The sequence below is a fragment of the Nocardiopsis lambiniae genome (genome assembly GCF_031845465.1).
GTDB classification, from domain to species: domain Bacteria; phylum Actinomycetota; class Actinomycetes; order Streptosporangiales; family Streptosporangiaceae; genus Nocardiopsis; species Nocardiopsis lambiniae.
This window is the reverse complement of sequence record NZ_JAVREP010000001.1, coordinates 826,776-848,898: the sequence shown is the minus strand read 5'-3', so window position 1 is coordinate 848,898 and position 22,123 is coordinate 826,776. Positions and strand designations below refer to the sequence as shown.

The window sequence follows — 22,123 nt, the reverse complement described above, 5'->3', positions numbered from 1 at the left end:
CCTCCTTTGTCGCGGACGGTCCTTCTGTCCCCTCCGAAGGTTACCCGGGGAGATGTGCGACGATGACGTCCACCGCCCGGCGGACCTCGGCTTCGGTGAGCGTCGCCCGTGCCGTCAACCGCAGGCGGGAGCGGCCGTCGGGAACCGACGGGGGACGGAAGCAGCCCACCCGCACCCCGGCCCTCAGGCAGGCGGCCCGCCAGCGCACCGCCGCCTCCGGGGAGGGGGCCGTCACCGACACCACGGCGGCGTCGGGGGCGGTGACCTCGCACCCCCGTTCGCTCAGCTCGTCATGGAGACGGCGGGCGTGGGCGCGCACCGCCTCGGCGCGTTCGGGTTCGGCGCGCAGGACGCGCAGCGCCGCGAGGGCGGCCGCCGCCGACGCGGGGGCCAACCCGGTGTCGAAGATGAACGTGCGGGCGGTCTCCACCAGGTGCCGGACGACCCGGGCCGGACCCGCGACGGCACCGCCCTGAGCGGCGAGCGCCTTGGAGAGGGTGACCGAGACCACCACGTCGTCGGGGGCCGGGAGCAGCCCGGCCGCGGACAGCGCGCCCCGGCCGCCCGGTCCGATGACACCGAGCCCGTGGGCGTCGTCGAGCAGCAGGGCGCCGCCGGCCGCCCGGGCCGCGCGGTGCAGCGCCCCGAGGTCGGTGAGATCGCCGTCCACGGAGAAGACGGTGTCGCTGACCACCAGGGTCCGGGCCGCCCGATCGTCCGCGCGCCCCTCCAACGCCCGGGCCGCCGAGACCGGGTCGGCGTGCTCGAACAGGGCCACCCGGGCCCCCGCCGCCCGGGCCAGCCGGGTGGCGTCGATCAGCGACGCGTGGTTGTGGCGGTCGCACACCAGCAGCGGGGCCGACGCGGCCGGACCCGCCTGCGGGAACGGGGCGGTCAGCGCGGTGACCATCGCGAGGTTGGCGGTGTACCCGGAGGAGAAGACCAGGGCCGACTCGGTGCCGAGGTGGTCGGCCAGCTCCCGTTCGAGCTCGTGATGGAGTTCGGTGTCGCCGGTGACCAGGCGCGACCCGCCGGCGCCGGTGCCCCAGCGTCGGATCGCCGCCTCTGCGGCCTCCGTCACGCGGGGGTGGCGCAGCAGCCCCAGGTAGTCGTTCCCGGCCAGGTCCAGCACGTGTTCGGTGGCGGCCCGGGGCGTGACACGGCGGGTCAGCCCCGCCCGGGCCCGCGCTGCGGAGGCGTGCGACAACCAGGAGAAGGGGTGCGCGGCCGGCGCGCCGGCGCCGGGGGACCGCCGGGCGTCCGGGCGGACGGACCGCAGGGTCCAGGGGCGTCGGGGCGGGGTGAGTGCCTGGCCGTCCATGGCGGATGCTCCTTCGCGGAAGGGGGAGTCGCGTGCTCCGAGGGGGATCGTGCCACAGGGCCCTTCGTGATGTGGCGGGACGCCGCGCGGCGGCGGAGGGGCGCTCGGGGCCCGGGCGCTCGACGGCGCTCCCCGTGCGCGGGGCGTAAGGGGACCGGGGAGACGGCCCGGTCCGACGCCCGGCCTCCCGTGGTGTCGGCGCACGAAGGGACCGACCCAGCGGCGGCCAATCCCGCTGGGGCGGCCCGGTCCTCGTGCCAGGGAGGCGTAACCGACTCTGCCCGGTCCGGGGTCCGCGCGTCACCGGTGGAAGCCCACAAAGTTCCACCTCGAATCCTGGTAGGACCGTACGGCTCCGGTCCGGCCGCGCCGAGTGGACAATGAGTCCACATGACGCCTGAGTGGATACGTTCCGTCGATCGCGCACACCTGTGGCACCCCTACTCGACCCTCCCCGCGGGCGAGCCGCCCCTCGTCGTCACCGGGGCGGGGGGAAGCCGCCTGCACCTGTCGGACGGGGAACGGGGGTTCGACGTCGTCGACGGCATGTCCTCCTGGTGGTCGGCGATCCACGGATACCGGCACCCGGTCCTGGACGCCGCGCTGCACGCGCAGGCCGACACCTTCAGCCATGTGATGTTCGGCGGACTCACCCACGGCCCGGCGGCGGAGCTGGCCGCGCTGCTGGTGGAGATCACCCCCGAACCCCTGCGCCACGTCTTCCTGGCCGACTCCGGGTCCGTCGCCGTCGAGGTGGCGATGAAGATGTGCCTCCAGTACCACCGCTCCCGGGGTGAGGCGGGCCGGAGCCGGTTCCTCACCTGGCGCGGCGGTTACCACGGGGACACCTTCCACGCGATGAGCGTCTGCGACCCGGAGGGCGGCATGCACGCCCTGTGGGGCGACGTGCTGCCCGCGCAGATCTTCGCGCCCGCGCCGCCCGAGGAGTACGACCCCGACCACACGGCCGCACTGGAGTCCCTGGTGGCCCGGCACGCCCGCGAACTCGCCGGGATCATCGTCGAGCCCCTGGTCCAGGGGGCCGGCGGCATGCGCTTCCACGACCCCCGCCACCTGAGGGAGCTGCGGCGCATCGCCGACGAGTACGGCGTTCTGTTGGTCTTCGACGAGATCGCCACGGGATTCGGGCGCACCGGATCCCTGTTCGCCGCCGACGCCGCCGGGACGGCCCCCGACATCATGTGCCTGGGCAAGGCGCTGACCGGCGGGTATCTCACCCTGGCCGCCGTGCTGTGCGGGGAACGGGTCACCGACGGGATCGCCCGGGGGGAGGTGCCGGTCCTGGCGCACGGTCCCACGTTCATGGCCAACCCGCTGGCCTGCGCCGTCGCGGTCGCCTCGGTGCGGCTGCTGATGGAGTCGGACTGGCGGTCCGACATCGCCCGGATCGAGCGGGGGCTCACCGAAGGGCTCGCCGGCGTCCCCGGGACACGGGTGCGCGGCGCCATCGGGGTGATCGAACTGGACGGACCGGTGCGGATGCGCGAGGCCACGCGCGCCGCCCTGGACGCGGGGGTCTGGTTGCGGCCGTTCCGGAACCTCGTCTACACCATGCCGCCGTACGTGTGCACCGACGACGACATCGCCACCGTCGCGGCGGGGATGGTCGCGGCTGCGGAGGCGTCCCGATGATCCTGGTGGTGACCGGTACCGGGACCGGCGTGGGAAAGACCATGGTGACCGCCGCCGTCGCGGCGGCCTTCGACGGCCGGGTCGCGGTGGTCAAACCCGCCCAGACCGGGGTGGGGGAGACCGAGGCCGGGGACGCCGAGACGATCGCCGCGCTGGTCCCCACGGTGACCTCGGTGGAACTGGCGCGCTACCCCGACCCGCTGGCCCCCGCCACGGCCGCCGCCCGCTCGGGCCTGCCGGAGGTGCGCGCCGAGATGGTCGCCGACGTCGCCCGTTCCCTGGAGAACACCCACGACCTGGTCCTCGTCGAGGGTGCCGGCGGGCTGTTGGTGCGGTTGAACGGCGAGGGGCAGACCCTGGCCGACATCGCGATCCTCCTGCGCGCCCCCGTCCTCGTCGTGGCGCGGGCCGGTCTGGGGACGCTCAACGAGGTGGCGCTCACGGCCGAGGCGCTGAACGGGCGCGGGTTGCTCTCGGCGGGCGTGATCATCGGTTCGTGGCCGGCTGCGCCCGATCTGGCTATGCGCTGCAATCTGGAGGACCTGCCCGGGATGGGCGCGGGACCGGTCGTGGGGGCACTGCCGGAAGGGTGCGCCGACCTGGACCCGGAGGCCTTCGCGGAGACGGCCCGGCGGGCCCTGGCCGGCTTCAGGCCGGGACCGGGGAGGCGAGGGTGAAGGCCCTGCTGCCGGGGCCGTGGGCGCGCAGGTGCTCTTCGCGCCCGCGGGTCTCGTCCGGGGTGGGCGTCCCCTCCGACCACCACAGGGTGCGCTCCACCGTCGGGAAGGCCCCGTGCCGCTCGCGATGGGCGATCAACAGGGAATGGGCCTCCTCGACGAAGGCCCGCAGGGCGACCGCGTCCCGCCAGAGGGAGACGATGTGGACCTCGTTCTCCGAGATCGAGAAGTCCACTTCGCTCAGGTGGCCTTCGGTGGACTCGGCCAGGGTCCGCATCGCCTTCACGAGCAGGGCGAGGCCGTCACCGCGCAGGAGACGGGATTCGACGAGAACAGAAGATTGGTATGCCATGATGACTCCCTTTAGAGGTCCATTTCTGCCAGTATGGACATGAAGAAGATGGCTGTGTAGAGCCAATGGAGGCACAAATGGACTCTTCTCGGACGGTGGACGACCTCGTGGGTCTCCTCGGTACCTGGTCCGTCGGGAGCGGGGCGCTCTACCGTCGGCTCGCCGACGGACTGCGGGCCCTCATCGACGAGGGGAGCCTCGAACCCGGGGAACGGCTGCCCTCCGAACGGATCCTGGCGGCGGCGCTGCGGGTCAGTCGGACCACGGTGGTGTCCGCCTACGATCTGCTGCGCTCGGAGGGGGTCTTCGACAGCCGTCAGGGCAGCGGTACCCGGGTCAGCCTCAAGGTCGCCCCGGTGCGGTCCGACGGCTGGGCGGCGAACGGGGTCGGGCAGTACATGTACCGCAACCTCATCCAGAAGGACGCCGACCTCATCTCCGCCTCCTGCATGAGCACCCCGGCGCTCCCCGGGTTCACGGAGATCGTCCGGGAGAGCCTGGACGACCTGGGCCCCCTGCTCACCGAGGGCACCTACCATCCCCGCGGACTCCCCGAACTGCGCGAGGCCATCGCCGACTTCTACCGGGCCCGTGACCTGCCCACGACCGCGGACCAGATCGTCGTGACCACCGGCGCCCACCAGGCCATCTCCCTGGTGGCCCAGCTCTACCTGCGCAAGGGGTCCCCCGTGGTGGTGGAGGACCCGGGGTTCGCCGGCTGCCTGGACCTCATGAGCGACCAGGGTGCCCGGTTCGTGCCCGTGCCGCTCGACGACCAGGGCATCGACATCAACCGGCTGCGCCGGGCCGTCGACGAGCACGCGCCGCACCTCGTCTACACGATGCCCTCGTACCACAACCCCACCGGCACGATGATGTCCGTCGCACGCCGCCGGGAAGTGGGGGAGCTGTCGGCCCGGTACGGGGTGCCGGTGCTGGAGGACTCCGCCTACACCGGTATCCGGCATCCCCGGGAACCGGCCCCGCTGGCCGCCTTCGCACCCCGGGGCGCGGAGATCATCAGCGTCGATTCGCTGTCCAAGGTGGCCTGGGCGGGCCTGCGCGTCGGCTGGCTGCGCGCCCCGGCGGAGATGGCGTTGCGGCTCAGCCGCCGCAAGGTCCTGGCCGACCTGGCCGGCCCGCAATTGGACCAGGTCGTCGCCGTGCGCCTTCTGGCCGACTACGACCGGCTCTCCCGCGAGCGCTCCGCACACCTGAGCGAGGCGATGGACCACCTGGAGGCGCTGATCCGCCGCGACCTGCCCGACTGGCGGTGGAAGCGCCCCGACGGCGGCGCCGCGCTGTGGATCGAACTGCCGGGCATCGGCTCCCGGGCCTACGCCCAGGTCGCGCTCTGCCACGGGCTCGAACTGGTGCCCGGAACGTTGATGACGGCCGCCCCCCAGGAACACCACGACCGGTACTTCCGGCTGCCCGTGCCCTTCGAGGCGGAGGGGCGGGAGGAGATCGTCTGGCGGCTGTCCCGCGCCTGGCGCGAACTCGACCGGCACGGCCCCATCGACGCCCCGGTCCCCCTGATGATCTGAGGGCGACGGTGGGTGACGGAACGAGGGCGGTGCCGTCCCTCCGGACGGGCACCGCCCTTCGGCGTGTCGCGAGGTGCCTCTCGGCCTACTAGCCGATCCGGACCGTGCGGGCGGCCTCGAAGCGCTCCTGGACGTCGGCCCAGTTGACCACGTTCCAGAACGCCTTGATGTAGTCGGCCTTCACGTTCTTGTACTGGAGGTAGAAGGCGTGCTCCCACATGTCCAGCATGAGCAGCGGCACGGAGCTCAGCGCGGCGTTGCCCTGCTGGTCGTAGAGCTGCTCGATGATCAGGCGCTGACCGAGGGCGTCCCAGGCCAGGAAGGCCCAGCCGGAACCCTGGAGGCTCGCGGCGACCGCGTTGAACTGACCGCGGAAGGCGTCGAAGGAGCCGAACTGGTCGTCGATGGCGGCGCCCAGCTCGCCCTCGGGCTTGTCGCCGCCGTCGGCGGACAGGTTCTTCCAGAAGACGCTGTGGTTGACGTGTCCGCCGAGGTGGAACGCGAGGTTCTTCTCCAGCATGGTCACGGTGCCGAATTCGCCCTTGTCGCGGGCCTCGGCGAGCTGCTCCAGCGCCGAGTTGGCACCGGCGACATAGGCGGCGTGGTGCTTGTCGTGGTGCAGCTCCATGATCTGACCCGAGATCCACGGCTCCAGGGCCGCGTAGTCGTAGGGCAGCTCGGGAAGCGTGTATGGCGCAGACATCTCTGAGGCACCTTTCCTATCAAGCGGTTCGTCGTGCTTAACGGCGATGGGATCGCTAGGCAGCAAGCTATCAGCCGTACGGCGGGGCTTCCCGTGTCAGGACGCCGACACCGGTAGAAGGGAATAAACGGCCGGTCACCCTCCGTGTCCTTTTCGCGGTCGATGGTGCGCGTGTGATGTGAACCTCCCGAGACGAGAAACCCGAGGTCTTCGCGAGGGTGGGTCAGTGTCGCCGGGCGCCCGTTGCCGTGTGTTGGAGGGGGGTTCAACGTTCGTTCTCCGGGAGGGGCGATGATCCAACGCCGGTCTCCCGGCCCCCCATCCCTCCCGAACACCTCCGAGGCACGTCCATGTCCACTCCCGAACGCGGCGGGTTCCGTCCGGAGATCGAAGGACTGCGCGCCGTCGCCGTCCTGCTGGTCGCCGGCTATCACATCTGGTTCGGCCGGGTCTCCGGCGGTGTGGACGTCTTCCTGCTGCTCACCGGTTTCCTCATCACCGGTTCCCTGGTGCGCTCGGCGGAACGGCACGGGCGTATCGACGTCCTCGGGTTCTGGACCCGGCTGCTGCGCCGGCTGACACCCGCCGTCGGCGTGGTGCTGGTGGCGATCCTGGCCATGACGTACCTGTGGCTCCCGCGTTCGCGGTGGCCGGACGTCATCTCCGAGGTCTACGCCGCCGCCCTCTACCACGAGAACTGGGCACTGGCCCGGGCCGCCGTCGACTACCTGGCCAGGGAAGGCGCGCCCAGCCCCGTGCAGCACTTCTGGTCGCTGTCCATCCAGGGGCAGTTCTACGTGCTGTGGCCGCTCCTGCTGGGCGCGGTGCTCCTGGCGGTGGGCCGGTCCCGGATCCGGCACGCCGCGCTCGTCGCGATCGGCGCGGTCCTGGTCCTCTCCCTGGCGTACTCCATGTGGATCACCGCCGTCGACCAGCCCTGGGCCTACTTCGACACCGGAGCCCGCCTGTGGGAGTTCGCCCTGGGCGGCGTCCTGGCCCTGGTGGTCCACCGGCTCACCCCGCCCCGGCCGGTGCGGGTGATCCTGGGCTGGGTCGGACTGGTCGCCCTGGTCCTGTGCGGTGTGCTCCTGCCGGTCTCCTCGCTGTTCCCCGGATACGCCGCCCTGTGGCCGACCCTCGCCGCCGTCGCCGTCATCGTGGCGGGGGACAGCGGCAGCAGGTTCGGCGTCGACCGGCTGCTCACCCGCCGCCCGCTGATGGCGCTGGGCGGGTTGTCCTACGCGCTCTACCTCTGGCACTGGCCGATCCTGGTGGTGCACCTCCAGCTCACCGGCCGCTCCCTGGCCACACCACTCGGCGGGGCCGCCGTCCTGGGCCTGTCCCTGGTCCTGGCCTGGGTGACGAAGAGGATCGTCGAGGGCGGTGCCGAGCGGATCACCCTGCGGGTGCGCCGCGCCTGGCTCCCGGCCTGGTCGGCGTCGCTGGCCGCGCTGCTGCTCGCCCCGCCCCTGGTCCTCGGCTCGCAGTGGTCGGACCGGATCGCCGAGCAACGTCGGGAACGCACCGAGCGGGTCATCGAACCCGTCGACTACCCCGGGGCCGCCCTGGTCACCCGCCCCGAACTGGCCGGTGTGCTGCCGGACCTGCCGGTGGTCCCCGACCCCCTCGACGCCCGCGACGACCTGTCCGATCACCACCTCCAGGGCTGTCACGTGAACCTCCACGCCGAGGAACCCGAGGTCTGTCGGACCGGCCCCGAGGACGCCGAGCACACCCTGGCCCTGGTCGGCGCCTCCCGTACCGCGCACTGGTATCCGGCGGTGCAGGCGGTCGCCGAGACACACGGTTGGCGTTTGGTGTCGTTCACCAAGAGCGGGTGTCAGTTCGCCTCCGGAGTCCCGCACACCCAGGGGCGGGTGTTCACCGAATGCCAGGAGTGGAACGCCCGGGCCATGGCGGAACTGGAACTGCTGCGTCCCGACGCCGTGCTCACCTCCTCGACCCGTTCCAGCGTCGAAGGGGAGACCGTCCCCGCCGGTTTCGTGGACCGTTGGCGGGAGCTGGACGCACTCGGCATCGACGTGATCGGCATTCGCGACCTGCCCCGACGCCCCTACGCCGGCGCCGAGTGCGTGGCGAGCGAACCGATCGAGGAGTGCACCAGCCCCGCCGTGTACGCGCAGGCCGACCGCGACCCCGCCGTCGTACTGGACGAGGCCGGGGACCTCCCGGACAACGTCACTCTGGTGGACCTCACCGGGCACGTCTGCCCCGACGGTCGCTGCGACGCGGTCGTGGGCAACATCCTGGTGTTCTGGGACTACTCCCACATGACCGCCACCTACGCCCGCACGCTCATCCCGGCCATGGAGGAGACCTTGGTGACGGCCACGGGATGGGCCCCCGATCCGGAGAACTCTTGAGGGCGCGTCGGTCGGCCCGCGATGATCTTCGGATGAACAAAGGGGGAATTGCCCGGCACACGGGTTTCGTCTTCGCGAACGGGGTGTTCTCTTGGTCGCGTGGGCCGCTCGTGTCATCGTCGCTTCGACCGCTTCCGTCCGGTCGGGCGCGTCTGGAACCCTCCCCATCCACACCGGCCTCGTGATCCCTCAGGAGATGCCCGCCCATGCGTTCACTGCGCCGCCTGTCGCGCCCCCTCGCCGTCGTCGTCGGCGTCCTCGCCCTGGTGGTCCCCGGGATCCTGGTCGTGACGGGACTGATCACCCCCGTGGAGGCGGTCACCCTCACCGGCCTGGTCCTGCTCGGGGCCCTGGTCTGCGGTCTGGGTCTGGGGCTGCTGCTGGTGCGCCGCTCGGTCCGCGCGCTGGAGGCCTCCGTGCGCGAGCACGGCCGCACGGTCACCCAGGCCGTGGCGGAGGACCGGCTGGAGACGGCGCGGGCCCTGAAGGAGGTCCGCGAACGCGTCGCCCGCATCGGCGACCACGCGCTGCCCAAGGCGACCCGTGAGATGCGCCGCGCCGTCGAGGTCCAGGGCCGTGCCGACTACGAGCAGCAGGTGGCCTGGACCGAGCTGCGCGAGCACCTCGACACCGCCCCGTTCATGCCGCCGCTGCGCGGCTGGGCCGCCTCCCCCGACGTCCTGCGGGTCCTGGTCCGCCACATCGAGCGGCTGCGCCCGGAGACGGTCGTGGAGTGCGGCAGCGGCGCCTCCAGCGTCTGGCTGGGGTACGCGCTGCGCCGGACCGGCGGCGGACGGCTCATCGCCCTCGAACACGACGCCCGCTACGCCGAACTGAGCCGCGCCCTGGTCGCCTCGCACGGGCTGGACGACATCGTCGAGGTCCGCCACGCCCCGTTCGCCGAGATCGAGACGGAGACGGTCGTGGTGGGCGGGGAGGAGCGACGCACCGCCGACCGCTGGTACGACCTCGCCGCCCTGACCGACCTGACGGACGTCGGCCTGGTCTTCGTGGACGGCCCGCCCCAGGCCACCGGGCTGCACGCCCGGTACCCGGCGCTGCCGCGCCTGCTCTCGCACTGCACCGAGGACGTGGTCTTCGTCCTGGACGACGCGGACCGCGAAGAGGAGCGCGCGGTCGGCGACCGGTGGCTGGCCGAGTACCCCGAACTGCACCGTAGCGAGGAGAGCGCGGAGAAGGGGGCGCACGTGTTCGCCCGCAAGGCGCCGTGAGCCCCCTCCCGCCCTTCCGCACCACCGCACCGACACCCACGAGGTCTGGATGATCACCACCGCCCTCCGGAACGCCCTGCGCGGCCGGGGCACCGAGACCGCCCTGCTCTGCCACACCGGCGCCGGGGCCCGCGCCCATCTGGACGGGCTGCCGCTCACCGACTCGGACGCGATCCTCGACCTGGACGCCCGCGTCCTGGGAGAGCCTGTGAAGCTCCAGGGCGTCTGGGAACGCGATCTCGGCCCGGAGGCGGGCCTGGTGGCGGTCGTCGCCGCCACCACCACCGACCTGCACCGGTCCCTGACCGCCGCCGCCGGTCTGCCGCGCGCCGTCCAGGTCGTCGTCGCGATCCTGGACACCACCGGCCACCAGGAGCCGCCGCTGCCCGCCTCTCCCGGCATGGGCCAGTGGCGCGACCTCCAGGAGGCGCGGGTGCGCCGGGTCGGCCGGCGCGGGTGGCTGTGCGAGCTGTTCTTCCCCAACGGTGTGGAGACCCCGCAGGTCCTGGACGCGATCTGGTCCGGGACCCGCGGCCGGCGGCGCGGCCCCGCCGTGGCGCCCCTGGCCGCCCTGTCCGGCCCGGAGGCCGCCCTGTGGCGTCCCGGCGACACCGGCGCCCACGGTGTCGAACCGGCCGGACCGGTACCGCTGCGCCGGGTCACCCCCGTCGGAGATCTGGCCCTGCGGGTGGGCGACGACACCCCGCCGGGATGGACCGACGCGGCCGTGCCGGTCCTGGACCGCCGCACCACCTCCACCGACGCCTGGGAGCGGATCGCCGCGCCCGGAGGCGGCGCCTCGGTACGCGAGAGCGCCGATCCGGTCGCGGAGGTCGCCCCCATCGACGAACTCACCGTCAACCCGATCGGGTTCACCAAGCACGGGGACGCGCACTGGGGGGATCTGACCGCCGCCGACGGGCGCGCCGTCATCCGGCAGGGAAAGAAGGACCTGGTGGTGGTCCCGCCGGACGGGACGATCACCGACGTCGACCTCGGTCGGCTGCGGCACCTGCGCGGCGTCCGCGTGGACTGGTCCGGGCACGGCGGGCCCACGGCCGCCGTCCGGGCGGTCGCCTCCCTGGCGGCCGGCGGTGTTCCGCTCGTCGGGGGATCGGTGCCCGCCTGGGCGGCCGGCCTCGGCGCGCCCCTCATCGACCTGCTCCTCGGCACCACCGAGGAAGACCTCGCCGACCCGCTGCGGCGCGAGGAGTACAGCGTTCGGCTCCGTCGCGTCGCCCTGCGCACCCACGGAACCCGCTCTCGCTGGCGCACCCTGGGCGCGCGGGCGGGCGTGCCGGTTCCCCCGGCGCCGACGGTGTCGGTCATCCTGTGCACCCGCCGTCCCGAGATGGTCGGGTTCGCGCTCGCCCAGATCGCCCGTCAGCGCGGGGTCGACATCGAGGTCGTGCTCACGCTGCACGGCTTCCCCGCCACGCTCCCCGAGGTGGCCGCCGCCATCGCCGGCTTCGAGGCCACCGGTCTCCCCCTCGTCGTGCGCGAGGCCGACGCCGACCGGATCTTCGGCTCCGTGCTCAACGACGCGGTCGCCCGTACCTCCGGCGACCTCGTGTCCAAGTGGGACGACGACGACTGGTACGGCCCCGACCACCTCGCCGACCTCGTCCTCGCCCGCACCTACTCCGGCGCCGAGCTCCTCGGTGTCGGGCAGGACTTCGTCTACCTCCAAGAGGTCGACCTGACCCTGTGGCGGGAGGGCAGGTCGGAGTCCTCCAGCCGGTTCATCGCCGGGGGCACCATCCTCACCGACCGGGCGGTCCTGGAGGAGACCGGCGGATTCCGCCCGGTACCCCGTTCCATCGACACCCAACTCCTCATCGCGGTCATGCGCGGTGGCGGCCGCATCTACCGCGGCCACGGACTGGGGTACGTGCTCCGCCGCACCGGCGGTGGCCACACCTGGTCCGAGGACATGGCCTTCTTTCTGCGCAATCGCATCCAACAGTGGTTCGGCTGGCATCCGAGCGCCCTCCTGGAGGGGGAGCCCGAGCCCTTCGGCCGGCCCGTCACCGAGTACACGGGGGGACTCCGTTGACCACCCTGGACACCGGCCGAGAACCGGTCGCCGCCGCATCCCTCTCGGGGCACGCCCTTCCGCGTGGGGAGGTGGACTTCACCGGTCAACCGCGCCTGGTGCGCAACGATCACGCGTCGCTCACCCCTCCCGCGCCGGGGACGTGGACACCGACCCTGTCGGTCAGCGTGGTGATCCCCTCGCACGGGCACCCCGAGAAGCTCGCGTTCGTCCTGGCCGCGCTGGCCGGACAGAGCTACCCGGCCCACCTGATGGAGGTGGTGGTCGTCGACGACGGTTCCCCGGAGCCGCTCGCGCTGCCGCCGGTGCGCCCCGAGAACACCCTCCTGATCACCTCCGACCCCGGCGGGTGGGGGTCGGCGCACGCCTTCGACAACGGGGTCGCGGTCTCGTCCGGGCAGGTCGTGCTGCGGTTGGACGCCGACATGCTGGTGTACCGCGAGCATGTGGAATCGCAGATGCGCTGGCACCACCTCATCGACTACGGGGTGGCCATGGGGCACAAGCTGTTCGTCGACTTCGACCCCGATGCCATGACCCCCGAGCACGTCCGCGACGAGGTCGCCGCGGGCCGTGCGGACCTGCTGTTCGACCGGGAGGGCGCCGACCCGCACTGGGTGGAGAAGATCATCGACGGCAGCGACGGGCTGCGCACGTCCGCCCACCAGTCCTACCGGGTGTTCACCGGGGCGACCGGTTCGCTGCACCGGAGCCTGTTCGAGGCCGCGGGCGGTATGGACCCGGCCATGGTGCTGGGCGGCGACACCGAGTTCGCGTACCGGGTCTCCCAGCAGGGCGCCGTGTTCATCCCCGACCTGGAGACGAGCAGTTGGCACCTGGGCCGTTCCCAGATGCAGACCCGTCGCGACGCGGGCATGCGGTACCGGTCCCCGTACGTGTCCAACCGGGTCCCCGACTTCCGGCTGCGGCGCAAGCGTCCGGACCGGGCGTGGGAGGTGCCCTTCGTCGACGCGGTCGTGCCCGTGGAGGGCCGCACCCTGGAGGACGTCGAGATCACCGTCGCCGCGCTGCTGAACGGCACCACCCCCGACCTCCGCGTGTCGCTGGTGGGGCCGTGGGACCGGCTGGACGACGGCCGCCGTTCCCCGCTGGACGAGGAACTGCTGGACCTGCGGCTGATCGGCGAGTCCTTCCGGGGTGACCCCCGGGTCCGCCTCGTCGAGGAGGTGCCGGAGCCGGATCCGCGCGTCACCTTCGTGCTCCACGTCCCGCCGGGTACCCGCCTGGTGAGCACGGCGGTCGCCGATCTGGTCGAGATCGCCGACAAGGAGCGCGCGGGCCTGCTGTGCGCCCCGCCGCCCGGTGCCACGCGCGCGGCGGACGGGGTGCTGCGCCTGGAGCGCCGTTCCGCCTACGCGCGGGCACGGCACCTGGCCCCCGAGGCGGTCGGCGCGGAGCTGGACCGCACGGTGGAGGAGATCCACGGGGCCCACTGGATGTCGGGGGAGGTCGTCACCGTCCCCGAACCCGAGGAGGGCGCCCCGGCGAGGAAGAACGAGAGCCCCGAGGCGCTGCGCCGCAAGCTCGACCAGGCGCTCGCCGAGGTGGAGCGCATGCGCGCCCGCGCCCGCCGGGCCGAGCGCAAGCTGCGCTGGTTCACCCCGGGCCTGGGGCGCCGGGTCCTGCGCAAGATCGTCCGCTGAGCCGAAGCGCACCGAGGGCCGCCCCGTTCGGGGCGGCCCTTTTCGGTGTTCTCAAGCGCATGAGCATCGAATATGACGACACGCACATGAGAAGGCACGGAAAGTGACCATCATGCCTATCATGGGGCCTTGTGGTCGATAAGCGACCACATCGTGTCGCCGAGACGATCGAGGCCGTCCGATGATCACCTCAGCCGTCCGCCAGGCTCTGCGCACCCGCGGTGACGAACCCGCCGTCCTCTGCCTCATCGGTGATCTCGGCCCGGACCGGGCCGAACTCGCCGCCCTGCGCCTGCGCGGGAACGACCGCCGCGTCGACCTGGACGCGCACGGCATGGGTCGCCCCGTCACGGTCGAGGGGATCGGAGGAGAGGGCGAACCCTCCTCCGTCGGCCTCGTCGTCATCGCCGCCGACGGCCTCACCGACCTGCGCAGGGCCGTCACCGTCACCACCCAGTTGCCGCCCACCGCCCACCTCCTCGTCGTCGTCCGGCACGTCCCCGCCCACCTGGGCCCGCTCGTGCCCGCGCCGCCCACCATCGACGAGTGGAACGACCTGCACGAACTGCGGGTCCGCCGTTTCGGCAACCGGGGCTGGGCCTGTGAACTGTGCTTCCCCGGCGGTATGTCCGTCGCCGAGGCGCTGGCCGCCGTCGTCCACGGCCCCCGGGGCCGACGGCGCGGCCCCGGCGTCGGAGTCCTCGGTGGACTCAGCGGGACCCAGGCGGCCCTGTGGCGGCCCGGTGACGTGGCGGCCCGGGGCGTCACCGCCACCGGGCCCGTCGAGATCGACCGGGTCACCCCCGTCTCCGACCTGGTCCTGCGTCTGGACGACGGTGGGGGACTGCCGTTCTGGGAGGACGTGGAGGTTCCCGCGGTGGACCGCCTCGCCACCGACGCGACCGTCGCGCCCGAGGTGCGCTCCCCCGAGGCCCGGCTCCGCGTGTACGGGACCGACCCCGTCTCCCGGGTGGCCCCCGTCGACGAGCGCTTCGTCAACCCCATCGGGTTCACCAAGAAGACCAAGGGCCCGCTGGGCGAACTGGTCGAGGTCGAAGGGCGTGTCGTCGTGCGCGACGAGACCTGTGTCCGTATACGCCCGACCCCCGACGGCACCGTCACCGAGAACGACCTCGAACGGGTCCGCCACCTGCGCGGCGTCCGCGTGGGCTGGCCCGAGCACGGGGACACCGCCACCGTGCGGATCGTCGCCGCGCTGGCCGCCGGCGGGGTTCCGCTCATCGGCGATCCGGCCCCGATGTGGGCCGCGGGCCTGGGCGCCCCCCTGGCCGAACTCATCGCCGGGGGCGCGGAGGACGTCCTCCTCGATCCGCTCCGGCGTGAGGAGCACAGCATCCGCCTGCGCCGGGCGGCCCTGCGCACCCACGGCGTCCGCACCCGATGGCGGTCCCTGGCGGCGGAGGCGGGGCTGCCCGTCCCCCCGGAGACCCGGGTCTCGGTGGTGCTGTGCACCCGCCGTCCCGAGCTCGTCGGGTTCGCCCTCGCCCAGATCGCCCGCCAGCGCCACGTCCGCTTCGAGGCGGTCCTGGCCCTGCACGGATTCTCCGCCGACCTGCCCGAGGTGGACGCGGCCGTGGCGGAGTTCCGGGCCACCGGGATCCCCCTCGTGGTCCACGAGGCCGAGGGGGAGAAGGTCTTCGGGGCCGTCATGAACGACGCCGTCGACCGGGCCTCGGGGACCGTCATCGCCAAGTGGGACGACGACGACTGGTACGGGCCCGAGCACCTGGCCGACCTCATGCTCGCCCGCGCCTACTCCGGCGCCGACGTGGTCGGCATCAGCCAGAACTTCACCTATCTGGAGGAACTGGATCTCACCGTGTGGCGGGGCTACCGGTCGGAGGTGCCCAGCCCGGCCATCGTCGGCAGCACCATCCTCGCCGACCGGGTCGTCATCGAGGACGTCGGCGGCTTCCGACCGCGCCCCCGGGCCATCGACAGCCAGTTCCTGCTCGCCGTGACCCGTGCGGGCTGCCGGGTCTACCGCACCCACGGGTTCGGCTATCTGCTGCGTCGCGCGGGAGGCGGCCACACCTGGAACGTCGACCTCGGCTACTTCCTGCGCAACCACACCGAACAGTGGATCGGCTGGCGCCCCAGCGTCCTGCTCGAAGGGGTGCCCGCCCCCTTCGGCGCACAGGCCGACCGGCACATCGACCACCCGGGGGAACACGTTGAGCGCCTCTGAGAGCATTCCGCGACCGCGCGGCCCGCGCCCCATGATCGACTTCGTCGACCAGCCGCGGATACGCCGCAACCAGTACGACCCCCTCGACCCGCCGACCCCGGGGGAGTGGACGCCGAGTCTGTCGGTGTCGGTGATCGTGCCCGCGCACGGCCAGGCCGAGAAACTGGCGTTGGTGCTGGCGTCCCTGGCGGGGCAGAGTTATCCGTCGCACCTGACGGAGGTCATCGTGGTGGACGACGGCTCCCCCGAGCCGCTCGTCCTGCCCCCGGTGCGTCCGGAGAACACCCTGATCATCCCCTCGGCGGCGGGGGCCTGGGGATCCGGTCACGCGGTCAACACCGGGGTGGCGGCCGCCTCCGGGCAGGTGATCCTGCGCCTGGACGCGGACATGCTCGTGTACCGCGAGCACGTGGAGTCCCAGCTGCGCTGGCACCACCTCGTCGACTACGCGGTGGTGCTGGGCCACAAGCTGTTCGTGGACTTCGACCCGGCCCGGGTGGCCGGGGACCTGTCCCCGGAACGGGTCCTGGAGGAGGTGCGGGCCGGGCGGGCCGGGGGGTTGTTCGACCGGGAGACCGCCGAACCGCACTGGATCGAGGACCCCATCGAACGGTCCGACGGGTTGCGGACGGCGGGGTTCGGCGCCTTCAAGATGTACGTGGGGGCGACCGGCTCCTGCCACCGGGCCCTGTTCGAGGCGGCCGGCGGGATGGACCCGGACCTGATCCTGGGCGGTGACAGCGAGTTCGGCCACCGGCTGGCGCAACAGGGAGCCGTGTTCGTCCCCGACGACGCGTCCGATTCCTGGCACCTGGGCCGTTCCCAGATGCAGGACCGGCGCGAGACGGGCATGCGCCTGCGCGCGCCCTACGTCGCCAACCGGGTGCCCGACTTCCACCTGCGGGCCAAGGGGCCCGATCGGATCTGGGAGGTGCCCCGGGTCGAGGTGGTCCTCGACGTCGCCGGGCGTTCCCTGGAGGACGTGGACGCCACCGTTGCGATGCTCCTCGCCGGCACGGCGCCGGACGTGCGCGTGTGGCTGGTGGGACCGTGGGGCGAACTGTCCGAGGGGCGACGCGCGCCCCTGGAGGAGGAGCTGCTGGACCTGCGGCTGATCCGCGAGACCTACCGGGGCGACCTGCGCGTGCAGTACGGGGAGGAGGTCCCCGAGGCCGACCCCCGGGTGCCCTTCCGGCTCCTGATGCCCACGGGCGTGCGCCCGCTGCCGGACATGATCTCCGCGCTCGTCCGGCTGGCCGACCGCAAGTCGGCGGGGCTGGTGTGCGCACCGGTGCCCGGCGCGCTGCGGGCCGGGGACGGGGTGCTGCGGCTGGAACGGTTCGCCGCGTTCTCCCGGGCCCGTCACCTGTCGCCCAAGGCGGAGGGGACCGGCCTGGACCGGGTCGTGGAGGAGGTGGGCGGGTTGCAGTGGACGTCGGCGCAGCGTTTCGTCGAGCCGCCCGAGGGGGCCGAGGCCATCTGGGGGGCGCCCCGGCCGGACGCGACGGCGCCCGCGCCCGAGCCGACCCCCGTCGAGCTGCGCGCCGAGCTGCGTCGGGCCCGGACGGAGATCGACCGGCTGCGCCGCCGGGCCGAGCGGACCGAACGCAAACTGCGCTGGTTCACGCCCGGTCTGGGCCGCCGCCTCCTGCGCCGCATCGCCCGCTGAAGCGGACCGTGACCGGCCCCGGGGCGTGGGTCCCGGGGCCGGTCACGGTCCGGAGGGCGGCGGGTCGCCGTGTCCCCTTCGCCCCGAATCCCGCCGAAGGCCCGAAGGGCCTCAGGGGACCCAGAGGCCCAGGGACTCGGCGACCAGGGCCGGACGCTCCTGGCCCTCGATCTCCACCGTGTGCCGCGTGGTGACCAGGTACCCCTTGGGGGTCTCCTGCACGGAGAGGATCTCCACGCCGTCGCGCAGTCGCGAGCCGACGGTGACGGGTTGGAGGAAGCGCACCTTGTTGAGACCGTAGTTGATGGACATCGACGGCTTCTTCTCGACCTTGATGATGGACTGCGAGAAGTGCGCGAGCAGGGACAGGCTGAGGAAGCCGTGCGCGATGGTCCGGCCGAAGGGGCCGGCCGCGGCCTTCTCCTCGTCGATGTGGATCCACTGATGGTCCTCGGTCGCGTCGGCGAACAGCGAGATCCTCTGCTGGTCGACGGTGATCCAGTCGGTGTACCCCAGGTGCTCGCCCTGGGCGGCGATCACCTCGTCGATGTCGGCGAAAACGCGCACCACGCCTCCACAGGCTGCTCGGTCGAATGGTGCGGCAACTCTACCTAACGGTGTTCGGTTAAGGTAGGGGCGGGACCCCGCTCAACGTCTCTTCCGTTCGGGAGCGAGCCCGCGACACCCCGAGGCGTTCACCAACAGGGCCTCGGCGGTCCGCTCGGCCACCGCCGCCCGGTCCACCCCGTGTCCCAGTCCGCTCTCGGCCAACGGGATCGGGACCACGCCCTCGTGCGCCCGCACCGGCGGCGTCACCAGATCGCGCACGCGGTTCCCCGGGCCGGGCATCTCCACCGGCAGGGACGCCCCCGTCAACGACGCCAACGCCACCGTCGCGGCCCGGCCCACACCCGTGACCGCCGACGAACCGCACCAGACCCGCCATCCGGCGTCCACCGCCAGATCGATCGCCCGACGGGCCGGGGTGAGTCCGCCCAGCCGCGCCACGTCGATGTTCACCGCGTCCCCGGCCTCCGCCTCGATCGCGTGGTCCAGATCCGCCAACGAGCGCAGGGGGCGGCCCAACGCCACCGGTGTGCGCAACTCCGCCGCCGCCCGGGTGTGCGCGGCGAGGTCCTCCGGGGCGAACGGATCCTCGATCGCGAGCAGGTCCAGTCCGTCCAGGGCCCGCAGGGCCTCCAGGTCCGTGTCGGACTCGGTGTAGCGCCCGCCCGCGTCCGCCTGGAGCACGAGGAACGGGAACCGGGATCGCACCGCGTGCACCACCTCGGTGTCCCATCCCGGCGCGATCTCCAGCCGGACCCGCCGAAAGCCCGCCCCCACCTGACGGTTCACCTCGGTGATCAGCGTCTCGACGTTCACCGTCCGCGGCACCGTCACCCCCGCCGTCAACGCCGTGCGCTCTCCGCCGAGCGCGTGCGCCAGCGGGGTGCCGCGTTGACGGCTCCACAGATCCCAGCAGGCGGCGTCCAACGCGCCCGCGAGCACCGGATCCCAGGGCAGGTGCTCCCAGGCCGAGCCGACCTCGGTGGGACGGGTCCACGCGTGGTCCACCAGGGCGGGGGCGAAATCCGAGCGCAACGCCGCCCACTGGTCCGGACTCGCCCAGGGGACCTCCCCCCAACCGCCGACGCCCTCGCCGTCGGCCACCCGTACCAGAACGGGTCCGCCGCCCTCATCGGCACGCCGCCCCGCGTTCGGGGGTCGCAACCGGATCAGTTCGAGTTCGACGATCCGGGTCGCGGTCGTCGAGCCGGTGTGTCCCACGCTGTCCCACCTCGGTCCTCGTGGGCCCGTCGATCGTCCGGCCCGTGGCCGGCCACGGGCTCCGTCCTCCCCTGACGGTACCCGTGCCCGACCCGGTCGACCACCCCGAACCGCGTGGACCTGCCCGAACGTCCCGGCCTTCGAGGGCGGAGGAACCACGGTCAGACGTGCGCCAGAGCCTCGTCCAGCGGCCGGTGCTTGAGGCCGTGGGCCTCGGCGACCGGCGCGTACACGACCTCGCCCGCGTGGGTGTTGAGCCCGGCGGCCAGCGCGGGGTCCTCCGCCAGGGCCCGACGCCACCCCTTGTCGGCCAGTTCCACCGCGTACCGCAGCGTGTCCTTGGTCAGCGCGTGCGTGGAGGTGTTGGGCACCGCGCCCGGCATGTTCGCCACGCAGTAGAACACCGTGTCGTGCACCCGGAAGGTCGGGTCGTCGTGCGTGGTGGGACGGGAGTCCTCGAAGCAGCCGCCCTGGTCGATCGCGATGTCCACCAGGACCGCGCCCGGACGCATCCGGGAGACCAGCTCGTTGGAGATCAGCTTGGGCGCCTTGGCGCCCGGCACCAGCACCGCGCCGATGACCAGGTCCGACTCCAGGACCGACAGCTCCAGCTCGAAGGAGTTGGACACCACGGTCTTGACCTGTCCCCGGTACAGGGAGTCCACGTGGCGCAGCTTGTTGACGTTGAGGTCCAGCACGGTGACGTCGGCGCCCATGCCCACCGCGATCTGGGTGGCGTTGAGGCCGGACACACCGGCGCCGATCACGGTCACCCGTGCCGGCCGCACGCCCGGGACCCCGCCCATGAGGACGCCACGGCCGCCGTGGGGCCGCTGGAGGGTGACCGAACCCACCTGCGGCGCCAAGCGGCCCGCGACCTCGGACATCGGGGCCAGCAGCGGCAGGGAGCCGTCCGGGAGCTGCACGGTCTCGTAGGCGATACCGGTGACCCCGTGCTCCAGCAGGGCGTCGGTGCACTCGCGGGAGGCCGCCAGGTGCAGGTAGGTGAACAGGGTCTGGCCCTCGCGCATGCGGTGGTACTCCGCCGCGATGGGCTCCTTCACCTTGAGGATGAGGTCGCCCTCGGCCCATACCTCGTCCGCGGTGTCGAGGATGCGCGCACCCGCGGCCTCGTACTCCTGGTTCGTGATGGAGGAGCCCAGACCCGCGTCCCGTTCGACGGACACCTGGTGTCCGCGGCGGGTCAGCTCGTGAACTCCGGCCGGGGTGATGGCCACACGGTACTCGTGGTTCTTGATCTCGCGGGGCACGCCGACGCGCACGATTCCTCCTACTGGTATCTCCGTTGATACCCCCACTGTCACCTGTGAAGGCGTGGCCACGCCATCGCCAACCTGCATGTCGGTCGGCGATCTTGTTGACAGGGTGTCAAGCCCACGTGTGGGGTGGGACACCCGTGTTCGGCGAGGTCCGCAGCCCTGAGACCCAGACCGGCCCCACCTCGCCGGTGAGTTCCCTACCCGCGTACGGACTCCGGTCCACCTTCGAGACCGATACCGGCCGTTCGGGGGCGAAGGCGACCAGGTCCGCGTCGCACCCCTCGGCGATCCGCCCCTTGCCGGCCAGCCCCAACAGTTCCGCCGGCGCCAGCGCCGTCCACCGCGTCAGCAGGTCCAGACCCGCCCCGCGCCGCCGCGCCGCCGTCCACAGCGCGGACAGGCTCCACTCCAAGGTGTGCAGGCCGTGGGCCGGCAGGTGCCCCGAGGAGATCGTCGTGATCGCCGACCCCTCCTCCAGCAGAGCGCTCCACAGGGCCTTGCGGTTGGCGTCGGAGCGCAGCGGCGGTCGACAGGCGTGCGCGGGCGATCCCGGAGGCAGGACCTCAGTGGGCAGGCACAGGTAGTGCGGACAGGTCTGCGCGCTCAACCGCACCCCGATCGACCCGGCCGCCGACACCAGGGCCGCGCACTCGGCGGCGGTGAACGGCAGCACATGGGTGCGGGTCCCCACCGACCGGGCCGCGGAGATGACCCGTTCCAGACCTCGGCGTTCGGCCCGGGGCGGCCGTTGTTCCGCCGACACCGGAGGGGTGCCCAACTCGCCGGCGTCCTCGGCGTGCACCAGGAGGATCGCGTCCAGCGCGGTCAGCTCCGCCATCGCCTTGCGCAACCAGGAATCGTCCAGCGCCGCCATGTCCGGGGCGCCCCCGTCCGACAGGGAGCACTGGAAGGCCAGCGCGCCCGCCGCCCGCAGGTCGGCCAGGTCCAGCGACCCGCTGCCCGGGGTGACCCCGCCCAGGAAGAACAGCGACACCGGTACCCCGGCCGCCGCCCGGCGGTGCACCTGGAGATCGTCGGCGCAGATCATCGCCGGTCGGGCCGGCGCGGGCGAGACCACCAGCGTCGTGACACCGCCGCGCAGAGCCGCGGTCGCGGCAGCCCGGTAGGAACCGGACAGTTCCCGACCGGGATCGTGCACGCCGGTACCGACGTCCACCGCCCCCGGCAGCAGGGCCGTCTCCCCGAGGTCGACCTCCTCCCGGGCCGACCAGCGGACCTCGGGGCCGGCCACCGCCTCGATCCGACCGCCCCGGATGCCGACCGCGGCCGGCACGACCCCGTCGGGTGTGACCGTGCGCCGGGATCGGATCACGCTCTCGAAATCGGTCATCGCCTTCCCCTTCGGGTGTGTTCGCGACGGGAGGGAACGCCGAGGCGGCCTCGGAGGCCGGTATGGGAAAAAAGGAGGGTGCGCACGCGGACGAGGAGGTCGCGGGACCTTCGTCTCGACCGGGCATACCGAGAGTATCGCGAAGGACACGCAAAGGAGGGGCGAACGCCACTTCCGACGACGACGCCCGTGTCGTCGGGTTCCACCTTCGACCCCCGACGGACATCGTGTAATGGA

Annotated in this window: 16 protein-coding genes; 9 read left to right on the top strand and 7 right to left on the bottom strand. The window is 72.7% G+C overall.

The genetic code is table 11. The annotated features are described in order from the left end of the window. Window positions 1–40: 40 nt before the first annotated feature. Window positions 41–1,321: an 8-amino-7-oxononanoate synthase gene (locus RM479_RS03725; protein WP_311510277.1), complete on the bottom strand. Its 1,281-nt coding sequence runs from the start codon at window positions 1,319–1,321 to the stop codon at window positions 41–43. A gap of 390 nt (window positions 1,322–1,711) precedes the next feature. On the opposite strand from RM479_RS03725, the gene RM479_RS03720 reads away from it, so the two are divergent. Continuing rightward, window positions 1,712–2,974, top strand: coding sequence for an adenosylmethionine--8-amino-7-oxononanoate transaminase (locus RM479_RS03720; protein ID WP_311510276.1), 1,263 nt, complete (start codon window positions 1,712–1,714; stop codon window positions 2,972–2,974). Continuing rightward, complete coding sequence (gene bioD / locus RM479_RS03715) at window positions 2,971–3,651, top strand: dethiobiotin synthase (protein WP_311510275.1); 681 nt, start codon at window positions 2,971–2,973, stop codon at window positions 3,649–3,651. Before RM479_RS03720 ends, bioD begins: the two co-directional genes overlap by 4 nt. On the opposite strand, the gene RM479_RS03710 is transcribed toward bioD, so the two are convergent. Next, window positions 3,623–4,003, bottom strand: coding sequence for a DUF3291 domain-containing protein (locus RM479_RS03710; RefSeq protein WP_311510274.1), 381 nt, complete (start codon window positions 4,001–4,003; stop codon window positions 3,623–3,625). The genes bioD and RM479_RS03710 overlap by 29 nt on opposite strands. Before the next feature lie 77 nt (window positions 4,004–4,080). On the opposite strand from RM479_RS03710, the gene RM479_RS03705 reads away from it, so the two are divergent. Then, the gene (locus RM479_RS03705) at window positions 4,081–5,550 is read left to right on the top strand and encodes an aminotransferase-like domain-containing protein (protein ID WP_311510273.1); all 1,470 of its coding nucleotides are present in this window, start codon (window positions 4,081–4,083) and stop codon (window positions 5,548–5,550) included. An 88-nt stretch (window positions 5,551–5,638) separates the two neighbouring features. Here the strand turns inward: RM479_RS03705 and RM479_RS03700 are convergent, their stop codons facing one another. Then, the gene (locus tag RM479_RS03700) at window positions 5,639–6,253 is read right to left on the bottom strand and encodes a superoxide dismutase (protein ID WP_311510272.1); all 615 of its coding nucleotides are present in this window, start codon (window positions 6,251–6,253) and stop codon (window positions 5,639–5,641) included. Between the two features lie 350 nt (window positions 6,254–6,603). On the opposite strand from RM479_RS03700, the gene RM479_RS03695 reads away from it, so the two are divergent. From RM479_RS03695 to RM479_RS03670, 6 genes are all read left to right on the top strand, one after another. Further along, window positions 6,604–8,637, top strand: a complete 2,034-nt coding sequence (locus tag RM479_RS03695) for an acyltransferase family protein (RefSeq protein WP_311510271.1) — start codon at window positions 6,604–6,606, stop codon at window positions 8,635–8,637. 206 nt (window positions 8,638–8,843) lie between these two features. Beyond that, a complete protein-coding gene (locus RM479_RS03690) occupies window positions 8,844–9,869 on the top strand; it encodes a class I SAM-dependent methyltransferase (RefSeq protein ID WP_311510270.1) in 1,026 nt (341 codons plus the stop codon). A gap of 49 nt (window positions 9,870–9,918) precedes the next feature. Continuing rightward, complete coding sequence (locus RM479_RS03685; protein ID WP_311510269.1) at window positions 9,919–11,925, top strand: glycosyltransferase; 2,007 nt, start codon at window positions 9,919–9,921, stop codon at window positions 11,923–11,925. Beyond that, entirely contained in the window at window positions 11,922–13,589 is a 1,668-nt protein-coding gene (locus tag RM479_RS03680) for a glycosyltransferase (RefSeq protein ID WP_311510268.1), read from the top strand. Before RM479_RS03685 ends, RM479_RS03680 begins: the two co-directional genes overlap by 4 nt. A 181-nt stretch (window positions 13,590–13,770) precedes the next feature. Then, entirely contained in the window at window positions 13,771–15,798 is a 2,028-nt protein-coding gene (locus tag RM479_RS03675) for a glycosyltransferase family A protein (RefSeq protein ID WP_311510267.1), read from the top strand. Between the two features lie 31 nt (window positions 15,799–15,829). Beyond that, complete coding sequence (locus RM479_RS03670; protein WP_311510441.1) at window positions 15,830–17,467, top strand: glycosyltransferase; 1,638 nt, start codon at window positions 15,830–15,832, stop codon at window positions 17,465–17,467. Window positions 17,468–17,578: 111 nt separating this feature from the next. On the opposite strand, the gene RM479_RS03665 is transcribed toward RM479_RS03670, so the two are convergent. From RM479_RS03665 to RM479_RS03650, 4 genes are all read right to left on the bottom strand, one after another. Beyond that, window positions 17,579–18,034: a MaoC family dehydratase gene (locus RM479_RS03665; protein WP_311510266.1), complete on the bottom strand. Its 456-nt coding sequence runs from the start codon at window positions 18,032–18,034 to the stop codon at window positions 17,579–17,581. A gap of 81 nt (window positions 18,035–18,115) precedes the next feature. Then, on the bottom strand, window positions 18,116–19,255 hold the full coding sequence (locus tag RM479_RS03660; RefSeq protein ID WP_311510265.1) for an enolase C-terminal domain-like protein: 1,140 nt from the start codon (window positions 19,253–19,255) through the stop codon (window positions 18,116–18,118). Between the two features lie 161 nt (window positions 19,256–19,416). Beyond that, on the bottom strand, window positions 19,417–20,538 hold the full coding sequence (ald, locus tag RM479_RS03655; protein WP_311510264.1) for an alanine dehydrogenase: 1,122 nt from the start codon (window positions 20,536–20,538) through the stop codon (window positions 19,417–19,419). Window positions 20,539–20,644: 106 nt separating this feature from the next. Beyond that, window positions 20,645–21,886, bottom strand: a complete 1,242-nt coding sequence (locus tag RM479_RS03650) for an amidohydrolase family protein (RefSeq protein WP_311510263.1) — start codon at window positions 21,884–21,886, stop codon at window positions 20,645–20,647. Window positions 21,887–22,123: the final 237 nt, after the last annotated feature.